This window comes from Streptomyces sp. Mut1, from assembly GCF_030719295.1.
GTDB classification, from domain to species: Bacteria; Actinomycetota; Actinomycetes; order Streptomycetales; family Streptomycetaceae; genus Streptomyces; species Streptomyces castrisilvae.
Map to the genome: position 1 here is coordinate 2,698,925 of NZ_CP120997.1, position 19,403 is coordinate 2,718,327.

General features: G+C 71.4%; 15 protein-coding genes. 8 read left to right on the plus strand and 7 right to left on the minus strand.

From position 1 onward, the window contains the following. Nucleotides 1-14 precede the first annotated feature (14 nt). From P8A18_RS11475 to P8A18_RS11495, 5 genes are all read left to right on the plus strand, one after another. Entirely contained in the window at nucleotides 15-1,904 is a 1,890-nt protein-coding gene (locus tag P8A18_RS11475; protein WP_306053886.1) for a serine/threonine-protein kinase, read from the plus strand. Nucleotides 1,905-2,051: 147 nt separating this feature from the next. Further along, nucleotides 2,052-2,402 carry an SseB family protein gene (locus P8A18_RS11480; RefSeq protein ID WP_306053888.1) on the plus strand — a complete coding sequence of 117 codons (351 nt, stop codon included), beginning with the start codon at nucleotides 2,052-2,054 and terminating at the stop codon, nucleotides 2,400-2,402. After that, the gene (locus P8A18_RS11485; protein WP_306053890.1) at nucleotides 2,389-2,949 is read left to right on the plus strand and encodes a hypothetical protein; all 561 of its coding nucleotides are present in this window, start codon (nucleotides 2,389-2,391) and stop codon (nucleotides 2,947-2,949) included. Before P8A18_RS11480 ends, P8A18_RS11485 begins: the two co-directional genes overlap by 14 nt. Continuing rightward, entirely contained in the window at nucleotides 2,946-7,439 is a 4,494-nt protein-coding gene (locus P8A18_RS11490; protein WP_306053892.1) for a putative T7SS-secreted protein, read from the plus strand. The genes P8A18_RS11485 and P8A18_RS11490 overlap by 4 nt, the downstream gene beginning before the upstream one ends. After that, the gene (locus tag P8A18_RS11495) at nucleotides 7,436-7,918 is read left to right on the plus strand and encodes a hypothetical protein (RefSeq protein ID WP_306053893.1); all 483 of its coding nucleotides are present in this window, start codon (nucleotides 7,436-7,438) and stop codon (nucleotides 7,916-7,918) included. Before P8A18_RS11490 ends, P8A18_RS11495 begins: the two co-directional genes overlap by 4 nt. Here P8A18_RS11495 and P8A18_RS11500 read toward each other — a convergent pair. Beyond that, nucleotides 7,908-8,480, minus strand: a complete 573-nt coding sequence (locus tag P8A18_RS11500) for a TetR/AcrR family transcriptional regulator (protein ID WP_018555865.1) — start codon at nucleotides 8,478-8,480, stop codon at nucleotides 7,908-7,910. The genes P8A18_RS11495 and P8A18_RS11500 overlap by 11 nt on opposite strands. Further along, complete coding sequence (locus P8A18_RS11505) at nucleotides 8,477-9,988, minus strand: MFS transporter (protein WP_306053894.1); 1,512 nt, start codon at nucleotides 9,986-9,988, stop codon at nucleotides 8,477-8,479. Before P8A18_RS11505 ends, P8A18_RS11500 begins: the two co-directional genes overlap by 4 nt. Nucleotides 9,989-10,166: 178 nt before the next feature. Between P8A18_RS11505 and P8A18_RS11510 the strand changes: the two genes are divergently transcribed. Next, complete coding sequence (locus P8A18_RS11510) at nucleotides 10,167-10,469, plus strand: hypothetical protein (RefSeq protein WP_306053896.1); 303 nt, start codon at nucleotides 10,167-10,169, stop codon at nucleotides 10,467-10,469. A 57-nt stretch (nucleotides 10,470-10,526) separates the two neighbouring features. Here P8A18_RS11510 and P8A18_RS11515 read toward each other — a convergent pair whose 3' ends face one another. Continuing rightward, on the minus strand, nucleotides 10,527-11,735 hold the full coding sequence (locus P8A18_RS11515) for a DUF445 domain-containing protein (RefSeq protein WP_371933769.1): 1,209 nt from the start codon (nucleotides 11,733-11,735) through the stop codon (nucleotides 10,527-10,529). 320 nt (nucleotides 11,736-12,055) lie between these two features. Here P8A18_RS11515 and P8A18_RS11520 point away from each other — a divergent pair, with 320 nt between their 5' ends. Further along, a complete protein-coding gene (locus tag P8A18_RS11520) occupies nucleotides 12,056-13,300 on the plus strand; it encodes an SGNH/GDSL hydrolase family protein (RefSeq protein ID WP_306053900.1) in 1,245 nt (414 codons plus the stop codon). A gap of 43 nt (nucleotides 13,301-13,343) precedes the next feature. Here P8A18_RS11520 and P8A18_RS11525 read toward each other — a convergent pair whose 3' ends face one another. From P8A18_RS11525 to P8A18_RS11540, 4 genes are all read right to left on the minus strand, one after another. Then, complete coding sequence (locus P8A18_RS11525) at nucleotides 13,344-14,039, minus strand: DUF1707 SHOCT-like domain-containing protein (protein ID WP_306060837.1); 696 nt, start codon at nucleotides 14,037-14,039, stop codon at nucleotides 13,344-13,346. A 61-nt stretch (nucleotides 14,040-14,100) separates the two neighbouring features. Continuing rightward, entirely contained in the window at nucleotides 14,101-15,111 is a 1,011-nt protein-coding gene (locus tag P8A18_RS11530) for an ABC transporter ATP-binding protein (RefSeq protein WP_306053902.1), read from the minus strand. Between the two features lie 28 nt (nucleotides 15,112-15,139). Next, nucleotides 15,140-16,009, minus strand: coding sequence for an ABC transporter permease (locus tag P8A18_RS11535; protein ID WP_306053904.1), 870 nt, complete (start codon nucleotides 16,007-16,009; stop codon nucleotides 15,140-15,142). Then, complete coding sequence (locus P8A18_RS11540) at nucleotides 16,002-16,802, minus strand: ABC transporter permease (protein ID WP_306053906.1); 801 nt, start codon at nucleotides 16,800-16,802, stop codon at nucleotides 16,002-16,004. Before P8A18_RS11540 ends, P8A18_RS11535 begins: the two co-directional genes overlap by 8 nt. A 185-nt stretch (nucleotides 16,803-16,987) precedes the next feature. On the opposite strand from P8A18_RS11540, the gene P8A18_RS11545 reads away from it, so the two are divergent. Next, nucleotides 16,988-19,402 (plus strand): transglycosylase domain-containing protein, encoded by a 2,415-nt coding sequence (locus P8A18_RS11545; RefSeq protein ID WP_306053908.1) that lies wholly within the window; start codon nucleotides 16,988-16,990, stop codon nucleotides 19,400-19,402. Nucleotide 19,403 lies beyond the last annotated feature (1 nt).

A 19,403-nucleotide genomic window follows, 5' to 3' on the forward strand; every position in this document is an offset into this window, starting at 1 on the left:
GGAGTTACGAGTTCATGAGCGGTCAGCAGCCACGCAGAGCCGGCGCCTCGCAGGTCTTCCAGCCCCTCGCGGGCGACGACCCGACCACCATCGCCGGATACCGGCTGGCCGCCAAGCTCGGCGCGGGCGGCATGGGCAAGGTCTACCTGTCGTACACGCCCGGCGGACGGCCCGTCGCCATCAAGGTGATCCGGCCCGAATTCGGTGAGGACCCCGAATTCCGCAGGCGGTTCGCACAGGAGGTGCAGTCCGCGCAGCGCGTGCAGGGGCTGTTCACCGCGCCCGTCATCGACGCCGACACCAAGGGCGCGCAGCCGTGGCTGGCCACCGCGTACGTGCCGGGGCCCTCGCTCGCCGACGCGGTCGTGGCGCACGGGGCGCTGCCGGTCGAGGCGGTGCTGCTGCTGATCGCCGGTATGGCGGAGGCGCTGCACGTCATCCACGGGGCCGGCATCGTGCACCGCGACCTCAAGCCGTCCAACGTGCTGCTCGCGGCGGACGGGCCCCGCGTCATCGACTTCGGCATCGCCTACGCGGCCGACGCGACGTCCCTCACCGGCAGCGGTGTCACGATCGGCACCCCGTCGTTCATGGCCCCGGAGCAGGCCGCCGGACGCCGGGTCACCCCGGCGACGGACATCTTCGCGCTCGGCCAGGTCGCCGCCTTCGCGTCCACGGGATCGCCGGCCTTCGGCGAGGGGACCTCGCACGGGGTGCTCTACCGGATCGTGCACGAGGACCCGGACCTCACCGGCGTCCCGGAGCGGCTGATGGAACTGGTCGGGCGCTGCCTGTCCAAGGACCCGGAGGACCGGCCCTCGGTCGCCGAGGTGATCCAGCTGTGCCAGACGGCGAACGCGGAGACGGTGCTCCGCCGCCCCGAGGACTGGCTGCCGACACCGGTCGCCGCCGACATCACCGTCCGTGCGGCGGCCCCCGCCCCCGTCCAGACCCCGCCGCCCCCGTCCGCCGCGCCGGCTACGCCCCCCGCGGAGACGGCCACGCCCGCCACGCCCCCGGCCCCGGAACCGGAACCGGCGACCGTCCAGCAGCCGCCGGCGCCCGCGGCGAGCACCCCGCCCCCGGGGTACGGCCCGCCGGTCACCCCGCCGCCGGGCCAGGGCCCGCAGCCGGTGCAGCCGGGCCCGTACGGTGCCCAGCCCGTCCAGCCCGCGGCGTACGGCTATCCGCAGCAGACGTACGGCTACCCGCAGCCGGCTTCCGGGCACCCGACGCAGCCGACCCCGCAGGCACCCGCGCCCACCAAGCGCCGGCGCGGCCGGATCGTCGCCCTCGCCATCGCCGCCGCCCTGATCTTCGGTCTCGCGGGCGGCGGAACGGCGTACTTCATGCTCAAGGACGACGGCAAGGACGACCGGGGCACCTCGTCCGCCAAGGACAAGGCCACCCCGCCGGCCGGAGAGACGACTCCCACGCCGACCCCGGAGGACACCTCCGACGAGGCGGCGGACGGCGGCAGCCCGGAGGAGGCCGACGTCGACCCCACCCCGACGGCCGACCCGACGCCCGACGACTTCCCCGGCATCAACCTCACCGCCGGCTACCACCTGACGCTCGGGGACGACGAGGTGCGCCCGCAGGAGGGCGAGAACGACGGGTACGAACTCTCCTACGACGACGACGGGTACATCGACTCGGAGACCGAGGGCGGCAAGCTCATCCTGCTCGACACCGGCCAGCACGGTTCGCTGGACATCTGCCGCGCGGAGACCCGGTTCGCGAACCACATCAACGTGGACCAGCTCTCCAAGGGCCGCCAGGTCTGCGTCACCACGGGCACCGGCCACATGGGGCTCATGACGTTCCAGGGCCAGTCCCCCGAGGACTCGCCCAGCAACTACATCACGATCGACATCACGGTCTGGCGCAACGCGTTGGGGTGAGCGGCGCGTTGGGGCGACACGGCGGCGGAGCCATGAGCGGTTGAACGCCAGTGGGGTTCCACACGCCCCGGCCGAAATGCGCTGAGACGTAACACGCACGTGCGATAGCTTTTCCTGGGCGAAAGCGAAGGCAAACCGGGGGAAAACATGTCGCTGCGTGACCTGCTGCGCAACGAAATGTTCGCGTCGATGTCCTGCTCCGAGCAAATGGCGGCCTTACGCTCCGCCCGCCTGTACTTCCAACGCCCCGAATCCCCCGGTTTCCTGGTGAGTGAGACCACGGAGGGGTCGGTTGTGCCGGTCTTCACCTCCGTCGAAGCGCTGGGGCTGTTCGCCGGTCCCTGCAAGTGGGCGTCCACCACCGTCGAGGACCTCGTGGAGCTACTGCCCCCCGGCGTCCGCGCGCTGGTGGACCCACTGGGCCGGCGGCCGCTCGTGCTGGACGCGCAGACACTCGAAGTGGCGAAGACGGGGGAGGCACACGATGGCGGATCCTGAGGCCGGGAGGACGCCGACGGGGCCGGGGCCGGCCCCGGGAGACGGGTACCGGATCGAGATCGACTCGGTGCGCAAGGTGCTGGCTCCCCTGGAGGAGTCCGTGGTCGCCGCGCACCAGATCAAGCGTGACTGGAATACGTTGTCTGCCCAGATCTCGGAGTCGGCCGACTTCGACATCGTCGGCCCGACCCGGACCATGCTCGAGAAGTGGGGCTTCGGCATGGGGCGGGTGGCCGAGGACACGGACACGGTGGTGGAGACCCTCCGGGTGGTCCTCGCCGCCTACGTGCTGGCCGACATGCTGTGCATCGAGAACTTCTCGCCGACCGCGGCCAACATCGCCAAGCTGCCGTTCGGCGAGGAAGGCATGAAGGCCTGGCAGGAGGGGTCCCGGCCGAAGTTCGACCCGCCGCCCGAGATCTACCAGGAGCCGTGGCTGGACGACGGCGGCTCCGGCAGTTACCAGGATGTGCCCCGGCACCCCCGCCTGCGGGTGGACGGCGGCTGGGAAGTGGACGGCGGATCGAATAAGGGGCCAGTGATATGACGAGCCGCGACGCGCTGGCCGGCGGCGAACGTGAACGCATACCTCCGCACGCCAAGCCGGACGACGTCATCTATGGCGACCCGGAGGTCGTCGACGGCCTCGCCCTGAAACTCCTCGCCTACGCGGGGGCGTTCAAGGACGGCTTGGACAAGCTCGACGACCTGTCCCTGATGGACTGGACCGGGGCCGGCTCGGAGGGGTTCAAGGAGGCCACCCGAAAGCTCCCCCAGGAACTGGAGTCGGCACAGAAATACTTCGAAGCCTCCGGGACGGCCCTGGACTCCTACGCGTACACGCTGCGCTCGGTCCACACTCGTGTCAGGCCGATCATCGACGACGCCGACGAGGCCCGGGCGACCTCCAAGAAGTACTGGCAGCGGGTCACGGACTACAACGCCGCTCTGGAACGCAAGGAAGACCCGCTGCCGGAGCGTCCGCCGGACGACGATCCGGGCCTGGCCGCGCTGCAGGACTGCTACGGCCGCCTGGACAAGCTGGAGAGCGAGCTCGACACCGTCATCGGCGCGGCAAAGCGCAAGCTCGACAACGCCGCAGAGGAAGCCCCCGACAAGCCGCCGCCCCGCAAGGGATGGGACAAGTTTCAGAAGGGGGCCGGAGACTTCTTCGGCGGCGCGGGTGACACCATGCGCGGCTGGTACGAGGGGTTCGACGACCTCGTCAACGACGGCCCCGACGGCCTCGGTCTGCACCTGGCGGGCATGGTGGACGGGGCATCGTACGCCGTGCAGCACCCCCAGGAGTTCGCCAAGGCCGTTGTTCACTGGGACGAATGGCAACGGAACCCGGCCAGGGCTGCCGGTCTGCTGACGCCCGAGATCCTCCTCGCCCTCGCCACCGGCGGCGCCGGCTCCGCTCGGCGCGGGGCCTCCGTCGCCAAGAACGCCGCGCAGCGGCTGCGCGGCCGGGCGGAGGGCCTGCGCAGGGACGGCAGCGCCCGCACGCGGACGGACAGCCACCCGGACAGGAACACCACGCCCAACCAGCAGCGCCCCACGACCGGCGAGCCGATCGACGTGGCGACGGGCGAAATGCTCATGTCCGCCACCGACGTCACGCTGCCTGGCGCCCTGCCGGTGATCCTGGAGCGGCACTACGTCTCGGGACACCCGTGCGGAGGGTGGTACGGGCCCACCTGGGCGGGGACGCTCGACCAGCGGCTGGAAATCGACGGCAAGGGGATCGTCTACATCACGGACGGCGGCATGCTGCTGACGTACCCAGTGCCGACGCCCGGTGAGGCCACGCTCCCCACCTCGGGACCCCGTTGGCCGCTGTACTGGGACGGCGACCCGGCCGGCACCATGCGCATCGTCGTCCCGGACAGCAACCGCATGCTCCACTTCGCCCCACTGCCCGTGAACGGCCGCGAACTGGCGCTGACCGCGATCACCGACCGGACCGGCGACGGCGACCGCATCGACGTCGTCTACGACACCGAGGGCACGCCGAAGGAGATCAGGCACTCCGGCGGCTACCGCATCGCCGTCGACACCGACCCCGGCATACCGCGGATCACCGCCCTTCGCCTCCTGCACGGCGCACGGCGCGAACACAGCACTACGCTCGTCTCCTACTCCTACGACGCCGCAGGCAACCTGGCTCAGGTCTTCAACTCGACCGACAGGGCAATGCGTTACCGATACGACGCGGCGCACCGAGTCACGTCGTGGACGGACCGCAACGGCACCTCGTACGGCTACGTCTACGACCGGCAGGGCCGTGTCCTGCGGGGCGTCGGGCCGGACGGCATCCTGTCGGGCCGCATGCACTACGACACGGACGCCCGCACCTCCCGCTACACCGACTCGCAGGGCAACACCTCCGTGTACGTCTGCAACGAGGCGTACAAGATCGTCGCCTACACGGACCCGCTGGGAAACACCACGCTAACGGAGTGGGACGAGGACAACCGGCATCCCGTCGCCGTCACCGACCCACTGGGCCGCACCACGCGCTACGGCTACGACGACGAAGGCCGGCTGGTCACCGTCGAGCGGCCCGACGGAACGGTGGCCGGGACCGTCTACGACGACCGCGGCCTGCCGCTGGAGACCCGGGAGCCGGGCGGCGCGGTGTGGCGCCACACGTACGACGAGCGCGGCTCCCACACGTCCACCACCGACCCCGGCGGCGCCGTCACCCACTACGGCTACAACGACTCGGGCCACCTCACCTCCGTCACCGACCCGCTGGGACACACCACCTATTTCATTACGGACGCCGCGGGCCTCCCGGTCGAGACGACGACCCCCATGGGCTCCACCCTCCGCATGCGCCGCGGCCCGCACGGCCAGGTCACTGCCGTCACCGACGCCCTGGGCCAGACCACGCATCACGGCTGGACGATCGAGGGCATGCCGGCCTGGCGCGAGGGGCCGGACGGCGCCCGCGAGGAGTGGCAGTGGGACACCGAGGGCAACCTTGTCCTCCACACCGACGAAGCAGGCAACACCACCACCTACACGTACACGCACTTCGACCAGCCCGCCACGAGGACCGACCCCGACGGGGCGCACTACACCTTCGTCTACGACACCGAGCTGCGCCTGACCGAGGTCACCAACCCGCAGGGCAGGCAATGGCGTTACACCTACGACGCGGCGGGCCACCTGGTCGCGGAGACCGACTTCGACGGTGCAACCCGCACCTACGAACGCGACCCGGCAGGCCGCCTCACGGCCCAGACGAACGCGGTGGGCCAGACACTGCGCTTCACCCTCGACGCGCTCGGACGCATGATCGCCCAGCTCGACGAGTCCAGCGGTGAGGTGACGTCCTACGCGTACGCCGCGAACGGTGCCCTGCTCCACGCGGCTAATGCGGACACGGCGGTGGCTCGGGAGCACGACGCAGTCGGCCGGGTCATATCGGAGTCGGTCAACGGCCGCACCAGTGCCTACGCATACGACGCCATGGGCCGCCGCACTTCGCGCATCACCCCCGCCGGTGTGCGCTCGGAATGGTCCTACGACCCGGCGGGCCGCCCCACCGGGCTGCGCCGGGGCGACGCGGACCTCGCTTTCGCCTATGACGCCGCGGGACGTGAGACGGAACGCCGCATCGGGGAGCACACCACCCTCACGCAGGCCTGGGACAAGGGCAACCGCCTCACCACCCAGACCCTCGCCGTCCACGACGGGAGCGAGGCGGACCGGATCCTCCAGCAGCGCACCTACGCCTACCGCCCGGACGGCTACCTCACCGAGATACGCGAACTGACCACGGGAACACGGCGTTTCACGCTGGACCCCATAGGCCGGGTCACGGACGTCCAGGCACACGGGTGGAGCGAGAGATACGCGTACGACAGGACGGGCAACCAGACCCACGCCGACGCACCGCACCACCCCACGACCGGAGAGCGGAGCTACGACGGCGCGCTCATCCGCCGGGCGGGCCGCACCACCTACGAACACGACGCCGCCGGCCGGCTGATCCGCAGGACCCGCAAGCTCCTCAACGGCCAGACCCGCACCTGGACGTACACGTGGAACGGGGAGAACCGCCTCACCAGGGCCACCACCCCCAGCGGCGAGGAACGGACGTACGCCTACGACCCCCTGGGCCGCCGCGTCTCCAAAACAGGTCCCGACGGAACCTTCCTCACCTTCGCCTGGGACGGCACCAGCCTGGCCGAGCAGTCCACCCCGGACGCCACGACGACCACCTGGGACTATGCCCCCGGCACCCACCGCCCGATGGCCCAGTCCACCCGCCGGTCGGCCGAGACCGACACCACCCCCCAGTCGGAGTACGACACCCGCTTCTTCGCAATCGTCACGGACCTGGTCGGCACGCCCGTCGAACTGGTCACGCCGGACGGCACGCTCGCCTGGCAGGCCCGCACCACCCTCTGGGGCACCCCCCTGCCCGCCACGGCAGACGAGGTGGACTGCCCGCTCCGCTTCCCCGGCCAGTACGCGGACGAGGAAACCGGCCTCCACTACAACTACTTCCGGCACTACGACCCGGAAACCGCCCGCTACACCACACCGGACCCGCTCGGACTGGCGCCGGCACCCAACGCGGCGGCCTACGTCCGCAACCCCCACAGCTGGACCGACCACCTGGGGCTCTCCGGCGACCCGGAATGGGCCAACCCGGACGACATCAACTTCTCCCAACGTACGGTGTCGCCGAACGACTACGTGGAGAGGATGCGCTCCGGGGTGTGGGACTGGCAACGCCCGGGCACCGCGCTGAAGGTCATGGAAGTGGACGGTCAGCTGGTCTCGTACGACAACCGACGCCTCGACGCGGCACGCGAAGTGGGGCGGCCGGTCATCATCGAGCGCCTCGACCCGAACGCGCCTTACCCTGATTCGCCCAGCGGACGATCCTGGACGGAGCAATTCAAAAGGCGCAGAAATGACCCGCGGAACAGAAACGAACTAGGTGAGCCGGTCCCACCGACCGGGCTGAAGGAAAGGCCAAAGCACGTGCGCAACGGAAAGTGCAAGAAGAAATGACCACGATCGAACGGCTCTGGGCGGAGGACTACCAGCTTCCCGCCGAGGACGGGCTCTACTTCGCCGACGGGCGTTCCTATGATGTCGCCATCACCCCCGGAACGCCTGCGGGCCTCACGGTGCTCGAGCCCTTCGACCTCGACGCGATGCTGGCGGAGGACCCGTCCTGGGTGTCCTCGGTGGACGGGCGCGCCGTCGCGGATCTGGGGGACAGGGGGCTCCTGTGGGCCGGCGAGGGCCCAATGGGCGCGGACGGATTCATCGCCCGGCTGACTGCCGACCGTAAGCTGATCTGGGCGCTGTTCTTCTCGGACTCCAACCCGTTCGACCGGATCCGGGTGTCAGGGAATGTCGCTGCGTTCCACTCGACCGCGGAGTTCGAACTCGCCGTCGACATCGACGACCCGCGAACTCAAGCACCTCCGGCGGTTGCTGAGCGAGGGCCCGGGGGCAGCGCCCCTGGAGGCGTCAGCCCGTGATCAGCCGCTGGAGCGCGGGCGCGTAGAGGTCCGCGATGCGCTCCGGGGTCGCCAGCGCGCCCGCGCCCTCGCGGTGCAGGCTCAGCGTCGCGCCGAGGCCCAGCAGGTGGCCGGCCAGGAGCTCGGCGCGCAGGGCGCGGTCGGTGCCGGGGAGGCGGGCGGTCAGCGCGTCGGTGACCTGTTCGTGGAAGCGGTCGCGCAGCAGGGAGCGTTCGTCCTGGTTGCCGAGGGAGAAGACGACGCGCAGCAGCGGGTCCGACTGGGCCTCGCGGCGGCGGGTCACCAGCGTGACGACCATGTGGCGGCCCAGGGCGTCGAGCGGGGCGTCGAGGAGTTCGGCGGCGGCCGGGCCGAAGTCGGCCACGGTGTTGAAGAGTTCCTCCTTGCGGCCGAAGTGCTTGACCACGAGGGAGGGGCTGACCCCGGCGTCCGCCGCGATCCGGCGGATCGTCACCTCCGCGTACGGGCGCTGGGTGAAGGCCCGCCGCGCGGCACGGAGGATGGCGTCCCGCCCCGTGCCGGTGTCGGCGGGGGCCGCCGTGGTGGCATGGCCGCCGGTCATGCGCCCTCCTGGATTCCCGCCGGCCGCGCACCGCCCTTCCGGGTGCCCGGCGCCTCGCGGCTCTCTCCGACCGTACCTGCCCCGGTCCGCCTGTGGCCCGGCAGGAACAGTGTGACGGCCAGCGCGGCGAGCGCCGCGCCCGCCGCGATGACGAAGACCAGCTGGTACGCGTGGAGGGTCGGGGCGGTCCTGCCCCCGGCCTGGAAGGTGATGTTGGCCAGGACGGCGGCGACCGTGGCACTGCAGAAGGCCTGCCCGATCGAGCGCATGAGGGTGTTCAGGCCGTTGGCCGCGCCGGTCTCACTGACCGGGACTCCGCGCATGACGAGGGCGGGCAGCGCCGAGTAGGCGATGGCCGTTCCGGAGGCGACCACGGTGGCGCCGACGATGATGAGCCAGAGGCTGTGGCTGGTGAAGTAGCGCACGCCGTAGCCGACGGCGATGATGCCGGCCGCCAGCGCCAGGCTGACCTTGGGGCCGTGCTTGGCGGAGATCCGGGCGGACACGGGCGACAGCGCCACCATGGCCACACCGCCCGGCAGCAGGCACAGACCGCTGACGACGAGCGAGGCGCCGAGCCCGTAGCCGGTGGCCTTCGGTTCCTGCACCATCTGGGCGGTGACCAGCGAGTTCGCGTAGAAGGCGAAGCCGATCAGGAGAGCGGCGATGTTGGTGAGCAGGACGGCCGGGCGCGCGGAGATCCGCAGGTCGACCATGGGCGTGGTGACGCGCAGCTCGTACGCCCCCCAGACCAGCGCCACCACCACGGCCGCTCCGAGCAGGCCGAGCGTCCGGGCCGAGGCCCAGCCCCAGTCGCCGCCCTGCGTCACCGCGAGCAGCAGGCAGACCAGCGCGCCGGACAGACCGAGGGCGCCGAGCGCGTCGAAGCGGCCGCGGGTGCGCAGCGGGGACTCCGGGACGAAGGCCAGTACGAGCACGATGTCGATGAGGCCGATGGCGCCGGAGACCCAGAACATGGTGTGCCAGTCGAAGTTCTCCACGACGAGCGCGGCGATCGGCAGGCCGACGGCGGCGCCGATACCGAGGGTGGAGCTCATCAGGGCGACGGCGGACAGGACGCGCTCGGGCGGCAGTTCGTCGCGCAGGATGCTGATGCCCAGCGGTACGACGGCGATGGCGGCGCCCTGGAGGGCGCGGCCGGTGATCAGTACGCCGATGTGGGAGCTGGCCCCGCACAGCACGGAGCCCACCACCAGGACGGCGAGCGAGGCGATGAGCACCCGCCGCTTGCCGTACATGTCGCCGACCCGGCCGAGTACCGGGGTGAAGACCGCGCCGGTGAGCAGGGTGACGGTCACCAGCCAGCTCGCGGCGGCCGGGGTGGCGCCGGTCAGGGCGGGGATGTGCGGGAGCAGGGGGACGACGATCGTCTGCATGACCGCGACGACGACCCCGCAGAAGGCGAGCACGCCCACCGCGAAGCGCGGGTGCGGGGCCTGGGCCGCAGGAGTCGTCGGGGCTGCGGGGGCGGGTATGTCCGCGGGCATGGTTCTCCGTTGCGGTGATCGACTGCGGGGCCAGGGGTGCACAGTTGTTCACCTTCAGGGTAAACGTCTGTGCACCCCCTCCGCGACGGGATGCCGGAAGCGCGCGTTAGCCTCGGACCGAACCCGGTTGTGCGCCCGGCGCGCACCCCATGACGTGACGAAGGCGGAGGTGGCTGCGATGGCGAAGGTGCCGGCAGCGGCGGTGGCGGCGGGCGGACTGGTCGGCGGATACGCCGTCGCGCGGTGGACCCGCAAGCGCCCGCTGGGCGGGGTCGCGCTCCTGGCGGCGGGCGGCGTGGCCGCGTACGAGTGGAACCGGCAGGCGGGCCCCCGCACGGCCGCCGCCCTGACCACCGCCTATGTGGCCGCGTTCGCGGGCTCGCACCCGCTCGCGAAGAAGGTCGGCGCCTGGCCCGCCGTCCTCACCGCGGCGGGCACCGTGGCCGCGGCGTCCTGGGCGGTCACCCGCCGGTCCGCCTGAGACGGCCGTCCCCCGCGGCCCCGGCCACCGCCCGGCCCACCGCCCCGGGGGACCCGCTCACCACAGCGCCCACGACACCGTGTAGATCGCCAGGCCCGCCAGCGCACCCACCACCGTGCCGTTGATCCGGATGAACTGCAGGTCACGCCCGATATGGGCCTCGATCTTGTGCGAGGTCTGGTCCGCGTCCCAGCCGGCCACCGTGTCGCTGATCAGCGACGTGATCTCCGCCCGGTACGTCGTCACCACGTACACCGCCGCGTCCTCCAGCCAGCCCTCCAGCTTCGCCTGGAGCCGCTCGTCCGTGGCCAGCCGGGCACCCAGCGACATCAGCGACGCACGGGCCCGCAGCCGCAGCTCGCTCTGCTCGTCCTCCGCGGCCGCGATCACCATCGCCCGCACGGACGCCCAGGCGGAGGCGATGACGTCCTGGACCTCGCCACGCCCCAGGATCTCCGACTTCAGCCGCTCCACCCGGTCCCGGGTCTCCGAGTCGGTCTGGAGATCGGCCGCGAAGTCCGCCAGGAACGTGTCGATCGAGCCGCGCGCCGGGTGCCCCGGCATGTCGCGCATCTCGGTGACGAACCGCAGCAGCTCCTTGTAGACCCGCTCACCGACCCGCTTGTCGACGAAACGGGGCGTCCAGCCCGGCGCCCCGCCCTGCACCGCGTCCATCACCGAGTCGCCGTGCTGGACGAGCCAGTCGTGCGCCCGCGCGCAGACCAGGTCCACGAGCTTGCGGTGGCCGCCGTCCGCGACGACCTTGTCCAGCATCTTGCCGAGTCCCGGGCCGATCTCCACCGCGTTCGCCCGCCGGGTGATCGCCTCACCGACGACGGCCTGCACATCCGCGTCCCGCAGGACCGTCAGCGCCCCGCGCAGCGCGGTCGACAGCTCGGCCGTGACCCGGTCCGCGTGGGCCGGCTCCGCGAGCCACCCGCCGACCCGGCCACCGATGCCCAGCGAGTGAATCCGGTCACGTACGACGCCCCCGGAGAGAAAGTTCTCGCCGACGAAGGAACCGAGCGAGGCCCCGAGCTGGTCCTTCTTGGTGGGAATGATGGCGGTGTGCGGAATCGGCAGACCGAGCGGACGCTTGAAGAGGGCCGTGACGGCGAACCAGTCGGCGAGCGCACCCACCATGCCCGCCTCGGCGGCCGCCGCGACGAAGCCCGGCCAGCCGCTCACCCCCTCGTTCTTCGCCCAGGTGGCGAGGACGTACACGAGCGCGACCAGCAGAAGGAGGCCGGTGGCCATGGTCTTCATCCGGCGTACGCCACGACGCTTCTCCTCGTCCGCGGCGGTGTACGCGAACGAGGCGAGGCCCGCGGGCCGCTCCCGGGCACCCTCGCCCCGCACCTGTCCGCCGGGCCCCGGGGGCAGCTCGCCCCGCTCGGTCCGCCCGGCACCGTCGATCCGTTCCATCCGCTCCACCCGTCCGCCCGCGCTTCGCCCCCGGCGCCGCGTAGGCATTGTCCCTGCCTGACCTACTCCCGGGCCGCACGTCGAGTTCCCCGCGCCCTGCCGCATCATGGAACCGGTCCATCCCCCCTTCTTCCTCTTTTCCGCAAGGAGACACACCGCCCATGCCCAGGCGCCAGGGGTACGCCCTGCTCATAGCCCTAGTGGCGGGCACCGCCGCGCTCGCCGCCGCCGTGGCGTTCGCCGGTTCCCTGCTGTTCTCCGGGCCCCGGGCGACGGCGGCGGCGAGCACGGCCCCGCAGGGCGTGGCCCGGACCCCGGCCGCGCCCGCGCACTCCTCCGGCAGCTGGCTCGCCACCTGGGCGGCGGCCCCGGTCGTCGGGGTGAGCGACCCGGACCAGGCCCGGGACCAGAGCCGGCGCACCATCCGTAACGTCGTACACACCAGCGCCGGCGGCACCCAGGCCCGCGTCACCCTGTCCAACCTGTTCGGTACGCGGCCGCTGCTCATCGACCACGTCACCGTGGACACCCGCCCCGTGACGTTCGACGGCGCCCCTTCCGTCACGGTCGCGGCAGGCCGGCAGACCGTCAGCGACGCCGTCGTCGTCCCGGTCTCCGCCGACGCCGACCTCGTGGTCACGCTGCGCACCCCGACCGCCGAAGGCCCCGTCACCTCCCACCCCAACAGCCACCAGACCTCCTACACCGAGGACGAGCGGGGCACCTGGAGCACCACGCAGTGGCGCTACCTCACCGCCGTGGACGTGCGGGGCGGCGCCGCGACCGCGACGCTCGTCGCGTTCGGCGACTCGCTCACCGCGGGTACCGGCTCCACCACGGACGCGAACACCCGCTGGCCGGACACCGTCGCCGACCGGCTGCGCGGCCGGTACGCGGTGGTCAACCAGGGCATCGGCGGCAACCGCCTGCTGCGCGAGGGCATCGGCCCCCGCGCCCTGGACCGCTTCGAGCGCGACGTCCTCGGCATCGCGGGCGCGAAGACCGTCGTCATCGCGCTCGGCGTCAACGACATCCAGGCGTTCCCGCAGGAGACCGACGCGATGCGGATCACCGGCGCGCTGCGCACCCTCACCGAGCGGGCCCACGCACGCGGCATGAAGGTCATCGGCGCGACCCTCATGCCGTACCAGGGGTACGCCACCTGGACGCCCGCGCAGGACGCGGTGCGCGAGCGGGTCAACACCGAGATCCGGGCGGGCGGCGTCTTCGACGAGGTCCTCGACTCCGACCTCGCGCTGCGCGATCCGGACCACCCGCGGCGGCTGCGGCCCGCCTACGACGCGGGCGACCACCTGCACCTGAACGACGCGGGCTACGCACACCTGGGCGCACTCGTGGACACCGACGCGCTGCTGAAGGCCAAGGCCACGACCGACGCACTCTGACCCCGGGGACGGCGGGCGACGGCAGGCGCTCCGCGCGTACGCGCTACCGGCCGCCCCCGTCGCCCTTCTCCAGCCGGCCCCGTCCCTCACCCTTCTCCAGGCGGGCCCGCTCGCGCTCCGCCTCACGCAGCCGCTGCTTCTCGGCCTTGCTGCGCTTGTGCTCCACACCGACACCGCCCATCAGCGCGAAGCCGGTGATCCGGACCCGGGGCGCGTCCGGCGCGGGGGCCGCGTCGTCCTTGGCGTCCTCACCGAAGCCGCCCATGATGCCGATGCCCCGGACGTCCACGTTGAGGTCCGGCGGGACCGTCACATGAATGCCGCCCATGATCGTGAAGCAGCGGATGACGACCTCGCGGTCCTCGAAATTCGCCTCGCGCAGATCGATCTCGCCGCCGCCCCACATGGCGAACGCGGTGAAGACCTTGCCGACCGTCCAGTTGCCCCGGCGGCGGAACCCGCCCCAGAACGCGAAGGCACCACCCGAGGTGGCCGGCTTGCCGACCCGCTCCGACCAACGGGCCGCCGAACCCGACCGGGGCTGCACGGCGGCCGGCGCCGAGGACGGCGAACCGACCCCCGGAAGGTCGCGGACGAGCGGCTCCAGCTCCCCGTGCGTACGGGCCTTGTACGCCCGGTCGAGGCGCTGGTCGAACTCCTCCATCTCCAGCCGGCCCTCGGCCACCGCCTCGCGCAGGATCTCGGCAATACGTTCACGCTCGGCGTCGGAGGCCCGCATATCCGGAAGTTCGCTTGTCATACCGAGAAGAGTATTGAACGCGCACGCTCACGTCACCGATCTACCGGCCGGTGGCCGACGCGTACATCTTCGCGATCACCGCCTCGATGTCCGGCTCCCGCACCGAAAGGTCCACCATCGGGTACTCCGCGGCGATCCGCGCCACCAGCGGCGCCGCCGACGCCGACGCGGGGAACGCCAGCCACTGCCGCGGCCCCTCCACCTTCACCGTCCGCACCGACGGCTCCGACTCCAGCCGGATCGGCGGCAGTTCACGCTCCAGATCGACCACGAGCGTCCGCTCGCTCTCCCCCACCTCGTGCAGCCCGGCCAGCGCGCCGTCATACATCAGCCGACCGTGGTCGATCACCATCACCCGCCGGCACAACTGCTCGATGTCCGTGAGGTCATGAGTCGTCAGCAGCACCGTCGTACCGCGCTCCGCGTTCAGGTCCCGCAGGAACTCCCGCACCTTGGCCTTGGACACCACGTCCAGGCCGATCGTCGGCTCGTCCAGATACAGCACCTCCGGATCGTGCAGCAGCGCCGCCGCGATGTCACCGCGCATCCGCTGCCCCAGCGAAAGCTGCCGTACGGGTACGTCCAACAGCTCACCCAGATCCAGAAGTTCGACACACCGCTCCATATTGGCGCGGAACCGGGCGTCGGGCACCCGGTACATCCGGTGCATCAGCCGGTACGAATCGCGCAGCGGCAGGTCCCACCACAGCGTCGTACGCTGCCCGAAAACCACCCCGATCCGGTGCGCCAGCCGCGTACGCTCCCGGGACGGATCGATGCCCGCCACCCGCAGCGAACCCCCGCTCGGGGTCAGGATTCCGGTCAGCATCTTGATCGTCGTCGACTTCCCGGCCCCGTTCGGCCCGATGTAGCCGACCATCTCGCCACGCTCCACCCGGAAGCTGATCCCGTCGACCGCCCGCACCTGACGGCGCTCGGCGCGCAGAAAACCCGTCCTGCGACGGACGTCGAAAACCTTCTCCAGGCCGTCCAGCTCGATGAAGGCCCTACCGGTGGCCTTCTCCGCGGTCGTCTCGGTGTCCGTGCTCATCCCGCTGCCTCTTCTCGCCCGTTCCTCGTCAACTTCCCGTACTCCGGTACGCCCGCAGCCCGGCCCGCCACGCCAGCCCCGCCCCCGCCGCGCACACGGCCGCCACCACGGGCGGCAGGAACGCCACCCAGCGCGGCAGCCCCAGCGGATAGTCCCGGTCCAGGACGTACAGCGCGGGCAGCCAGTTCACGAAGGCCAGCGGCACGACGAACGTCACCCCGCGCACCAGGTCCTTCGCGAAGATCGTCGGCGGGTACTGGAGCAGGGTGTTGCCCCCGTACGTGAAGGAGTTCTGCACCTGCGACGCGTCCTGCGCGATGAACTGGAAGGCCCCGCCCGCCACGAACACCGCGCCGAAGATCACCGACCCGCTCAGCACCATCAGCGGCAGCACGGCCGCCTTCGCCACGGTCCAGTCGATGTCCGCGGCCACCAGCCCGTAACCGAGAACCAGCAGCCCCTGCGTGATCCGCCCCAGCCTGCGCAGCGCGAACCGGTCCGCCGCCACCTGCGCGAGCACCGGCACCGGCCGCACCAGCAGCGTGTCCAGGGTCCCGTCACGCACCCGGCGGCCCAGCCGGTCCATCGACCCCATCAGCAGATCCGCCAGCCCGAACGCCGTCCCCGCGGCCCCGTACAGCAGGGCGATCTCCGGGAGCGTGTAACCGCCCAGCGCGTCGACGTGCCCGAACATCAGCACGATCGTCACGAAGTCGAACGCCGTCGCCGTGAAATTCCCGAACGCCGTCATCAGGAACGACGCCCGGTAGGCCATCGTGGAACGCAGCCACATCCCGACGATCAGCCCGTACGCCCGCACCCCCTCGACGAGCCGCGGCTTCGGCACGAACAGCTCCTCGGGCGCCCGCGTCACGGCACCCTCCACCACCTCAGCCACCCTGGACCACCACCCTCCGCGTCGCCACCGACTGCACCATCCGCCCCACCAGCAGCAGCACCGCGGCCCAGGACGCCTGGAACACGTACACCCGCACCAGACCCCAGCCCGTGTACTTCCCGAGGAACACATCCGCCGGCACCTGGAGCAGCGCCGACCACGGCAGCATCCGCGCCACCTCGCCGAGCAGCCCGGGGAACAGAGTCAGCGGCAGCAGCATCCCGGAGAAGAACAGCCCCGCCAGGAACGCGATCTGCGCCGCACCCGCGCCATCCATCAGCCAGAAGGCGGACAGCGCCACCAGATAGCGGATCGCGAAGCTCACCACCACGCCCAGCGTCACCGCGACGAGGAACGCCAGCCAGGTCCCGGCCTCCGACGGAAGCGCCAGGTCGAAAGCGAGCCCGCCGAGGACCATCGGCACGATCCCGCGCCCCAGCAGATGGAAACCGGCCCGCCCCAAGTCACCCGCCAGCCACCACATTTGCAGGTCGACCGGCCGGTACAGGTCGACCGCGATGTCGCCCGTACGGATGCGCTCGATCAGCTCGTCCTCGAAACCGCCGCCCATCATCACGCACGTCATCAGCAGCGCCTGGCCCAGCCAGACGAACGTGAGCGCCTGCGGCATGTCGTACCCGCCCAGCCGGGGCCGCTCGTCCCACAACGCGGTGTACGTGTAAGCCAGGATGAAGCCGAAGACGGTGTTGGTGAACACCCCCGCGACCGTCTCGATCCGATAGGTGGCATAGCGGCGGAAACCACCCGCCGCCACCACCGCGTAGACCCGCACAGCAACCGCCTCCCCCGTTCACGGGTGCCGCACCGTGCGTGGACACCAAAGCGCAAGAGCCTAGTCCGGCCGGACCGGGCGCCGCGACCGCTTTTCGGCGGGCGATCCGAGGGTTATTCCGAGGCTTATGCGACAGAAGGGGGCAGTATGGGGGAACTGACCGCGGCCGAGGAGTCTGCACCGACATGAGCGACGAGCCACAGCAGCAGAACGGGGACTCCAACCCCGGGGGCTGGGCCCCCAGGGACCTGCCGGCCGACGCTGCCGCCCCCGGCTCCGCCCCCGAAGGCCGGGGCGCACCGGCCGGAACCGGCGGGAAGAAGCCCCCGAAGGCCAAGCGCCCCAAGCGCACCGGCTGGCGGCGGCTCGTCCCCACCTGGCGGATGGTCCTCGGCGGCGCCCTGCTCATCGCCCTGATCCTGGTCGGCGGCTTCATCGCCGGCTACCAGCTCGTGGACATCCCCGCCGCCAACGCCAGCGCGACCGCCCAGTCCAACGTCTACCTCTACAAGGACGGCAGCGTCATCGCCCGCGACGGCGACGTCAACCGGGAGAACATCAAGCTCGCCCAGGTCCCCCGCACCGTCCAGCACGCGGTCCTCGCCGCCGAGGACCGCGACTTCTACTCCGAACGCGCCGTCGACATCAAGGCGATGTTCCGGGCCGGCTGGAACACCGTCACCGGCAAGGGCAAGCAGGGCGGATCGACCATCACCCAGCAGTACGTCAAGAACTACTACCTGGGCCAGGAACAGACCGTCGTCCGCAAGATCAAGGAATTCTTCATCGCGATCAAGCTCAACCGCGAACAGTCCAAGGACCAGATCTTCGAGGGCTACCTCAACACCAGCTACTTCGGCCGCAACGCCTACGGCATCCAGGCCGCGGCCCAGGCGTACTACAGCAAGGACGTCGGCGACGTCACCACCGCCGAAGGCGCCTACCTCGCCTCCCTGCTCAACGCCCCCAGCGCCTACGACGTCGTCACCCACCCCGAGAACAAGGCCGCGGCCGTCGCCCGCTGGAACTACGTGCTCGACGGCATGGTCAAGGAGGACTGGCTCGGCGCCGGCGAACGCGCCGGCCTGACCTTCCCCACCCCCGGCGCCGTCAAGCCCGCCAACAGCCTCTCCGGCCAGCGCGGCTACATCGTCCAAGCCGTCGAGGACTACCTCGTCGACCGCGACATCCTGGACGAGAAGACCCTCGCCACCCGCGGCTACCGCATCACCACCACACTGGAGAAGAAGAACCAGGACGCCCTGGTCAAGGCCGTGGACGACAAGGTGATGTCCCGCACCGACCAGGACCGCGACGCCGACCGCAACGTCCGCGTCGGCGGCGCGTCCGTCGACCCCGCCAACGGCCATGTCGTCGCCCTCTACGGCGGCATCGACTACACCCGGCAGTACGTCAACAACGCGACCCGCCGCGACTACCAGGTCGGCTCCACCTTCAAGCCGTTCGTCTTCACCTCCGCCGTCGCCAACGACTCCACCACCCGCGACGGCCGCCGCATCACCCCCGAGACCATCTTCGACGGCACCAACAAGCGCATGGTCCAGGGCCCCGACGGCCCCACCGGCTACGACCCGGCCAACGAGGACGACGTCGACTACGGCCCCATCACCGTCCGCACCGCCACCGACAAGTCCGTCAACGCCGTCTACGCCCAGATGGCCGAGGACGTCGGCCCCGAGAAGGTCAAGCAGACCGCCATCGCACTCGGCATCCCCAAGGACACCCCCGACCTCACCGCCTCCCCCTCCATCGCCCTCGGCCCCGCCACCGCCAGCGTCCTGGACATGACCGACGCCTACGCCACCCTCGCCAACCACGGCAAACACGGCGACCACGTCCTCGTCACCAAGATCACCAAGAACGGCGAGAGCGTCACACTCCCCGGCCGCACGGTGAAACAGGCCGTCAGCCGCGAGGCCGCCGACACCACCACCTCGATCCTCCGCAGCGTCGTGGACGGCGGCACCGGCACCGCCGCCCAGGCCGCCGGCCGCCCCGCCGCCGGCAAGACCGGCACCGCCGAGGAGGACAAGGCCGCCTGGTTCGCCGGCTACACCCCCGACCTGGCCACCGTCATCGCCGTCATGGGCCAGAACCCGGAGACCGGCGCGCAGAAACCCCTCTACGGCGCACTCGGGCTCCCCCGCGTCAACGGCGGCGGCGCCCCCGCCGAGACCTGGGCCCAGTACACCGGAGCCGCCCTGCGCTCCACCCCCGCCAAGGACTTCGACCTCGACCTGGAGAGCGGCACGGACGACACCGCGCTGCCCACCGCGGAGGACACCGCCCCCGGCGAGACCGGCCGACGCCCCTCCGACTCCCCCACCCGCTCCCCGTCCACCACCCGGCCGAGCACCCCGTCCACCCCGCAGACCACCCCCGGCACCACCGACACCCCCGCCGGAGGCACCGGCAACGGCGGCACGACGGACGGCGGTACGGAAACCGGCGGCGCGGACGGGGGCGGCAACGGCGGCGGAGACACCGGCGGGAACGACGACGGGGGCGGCGGCAACGGCGAGACCGGCGGCTTCCTCGAAGGCCCCCAGGGCACGAGGGCCCCCACCGGCCGCCCCTGAT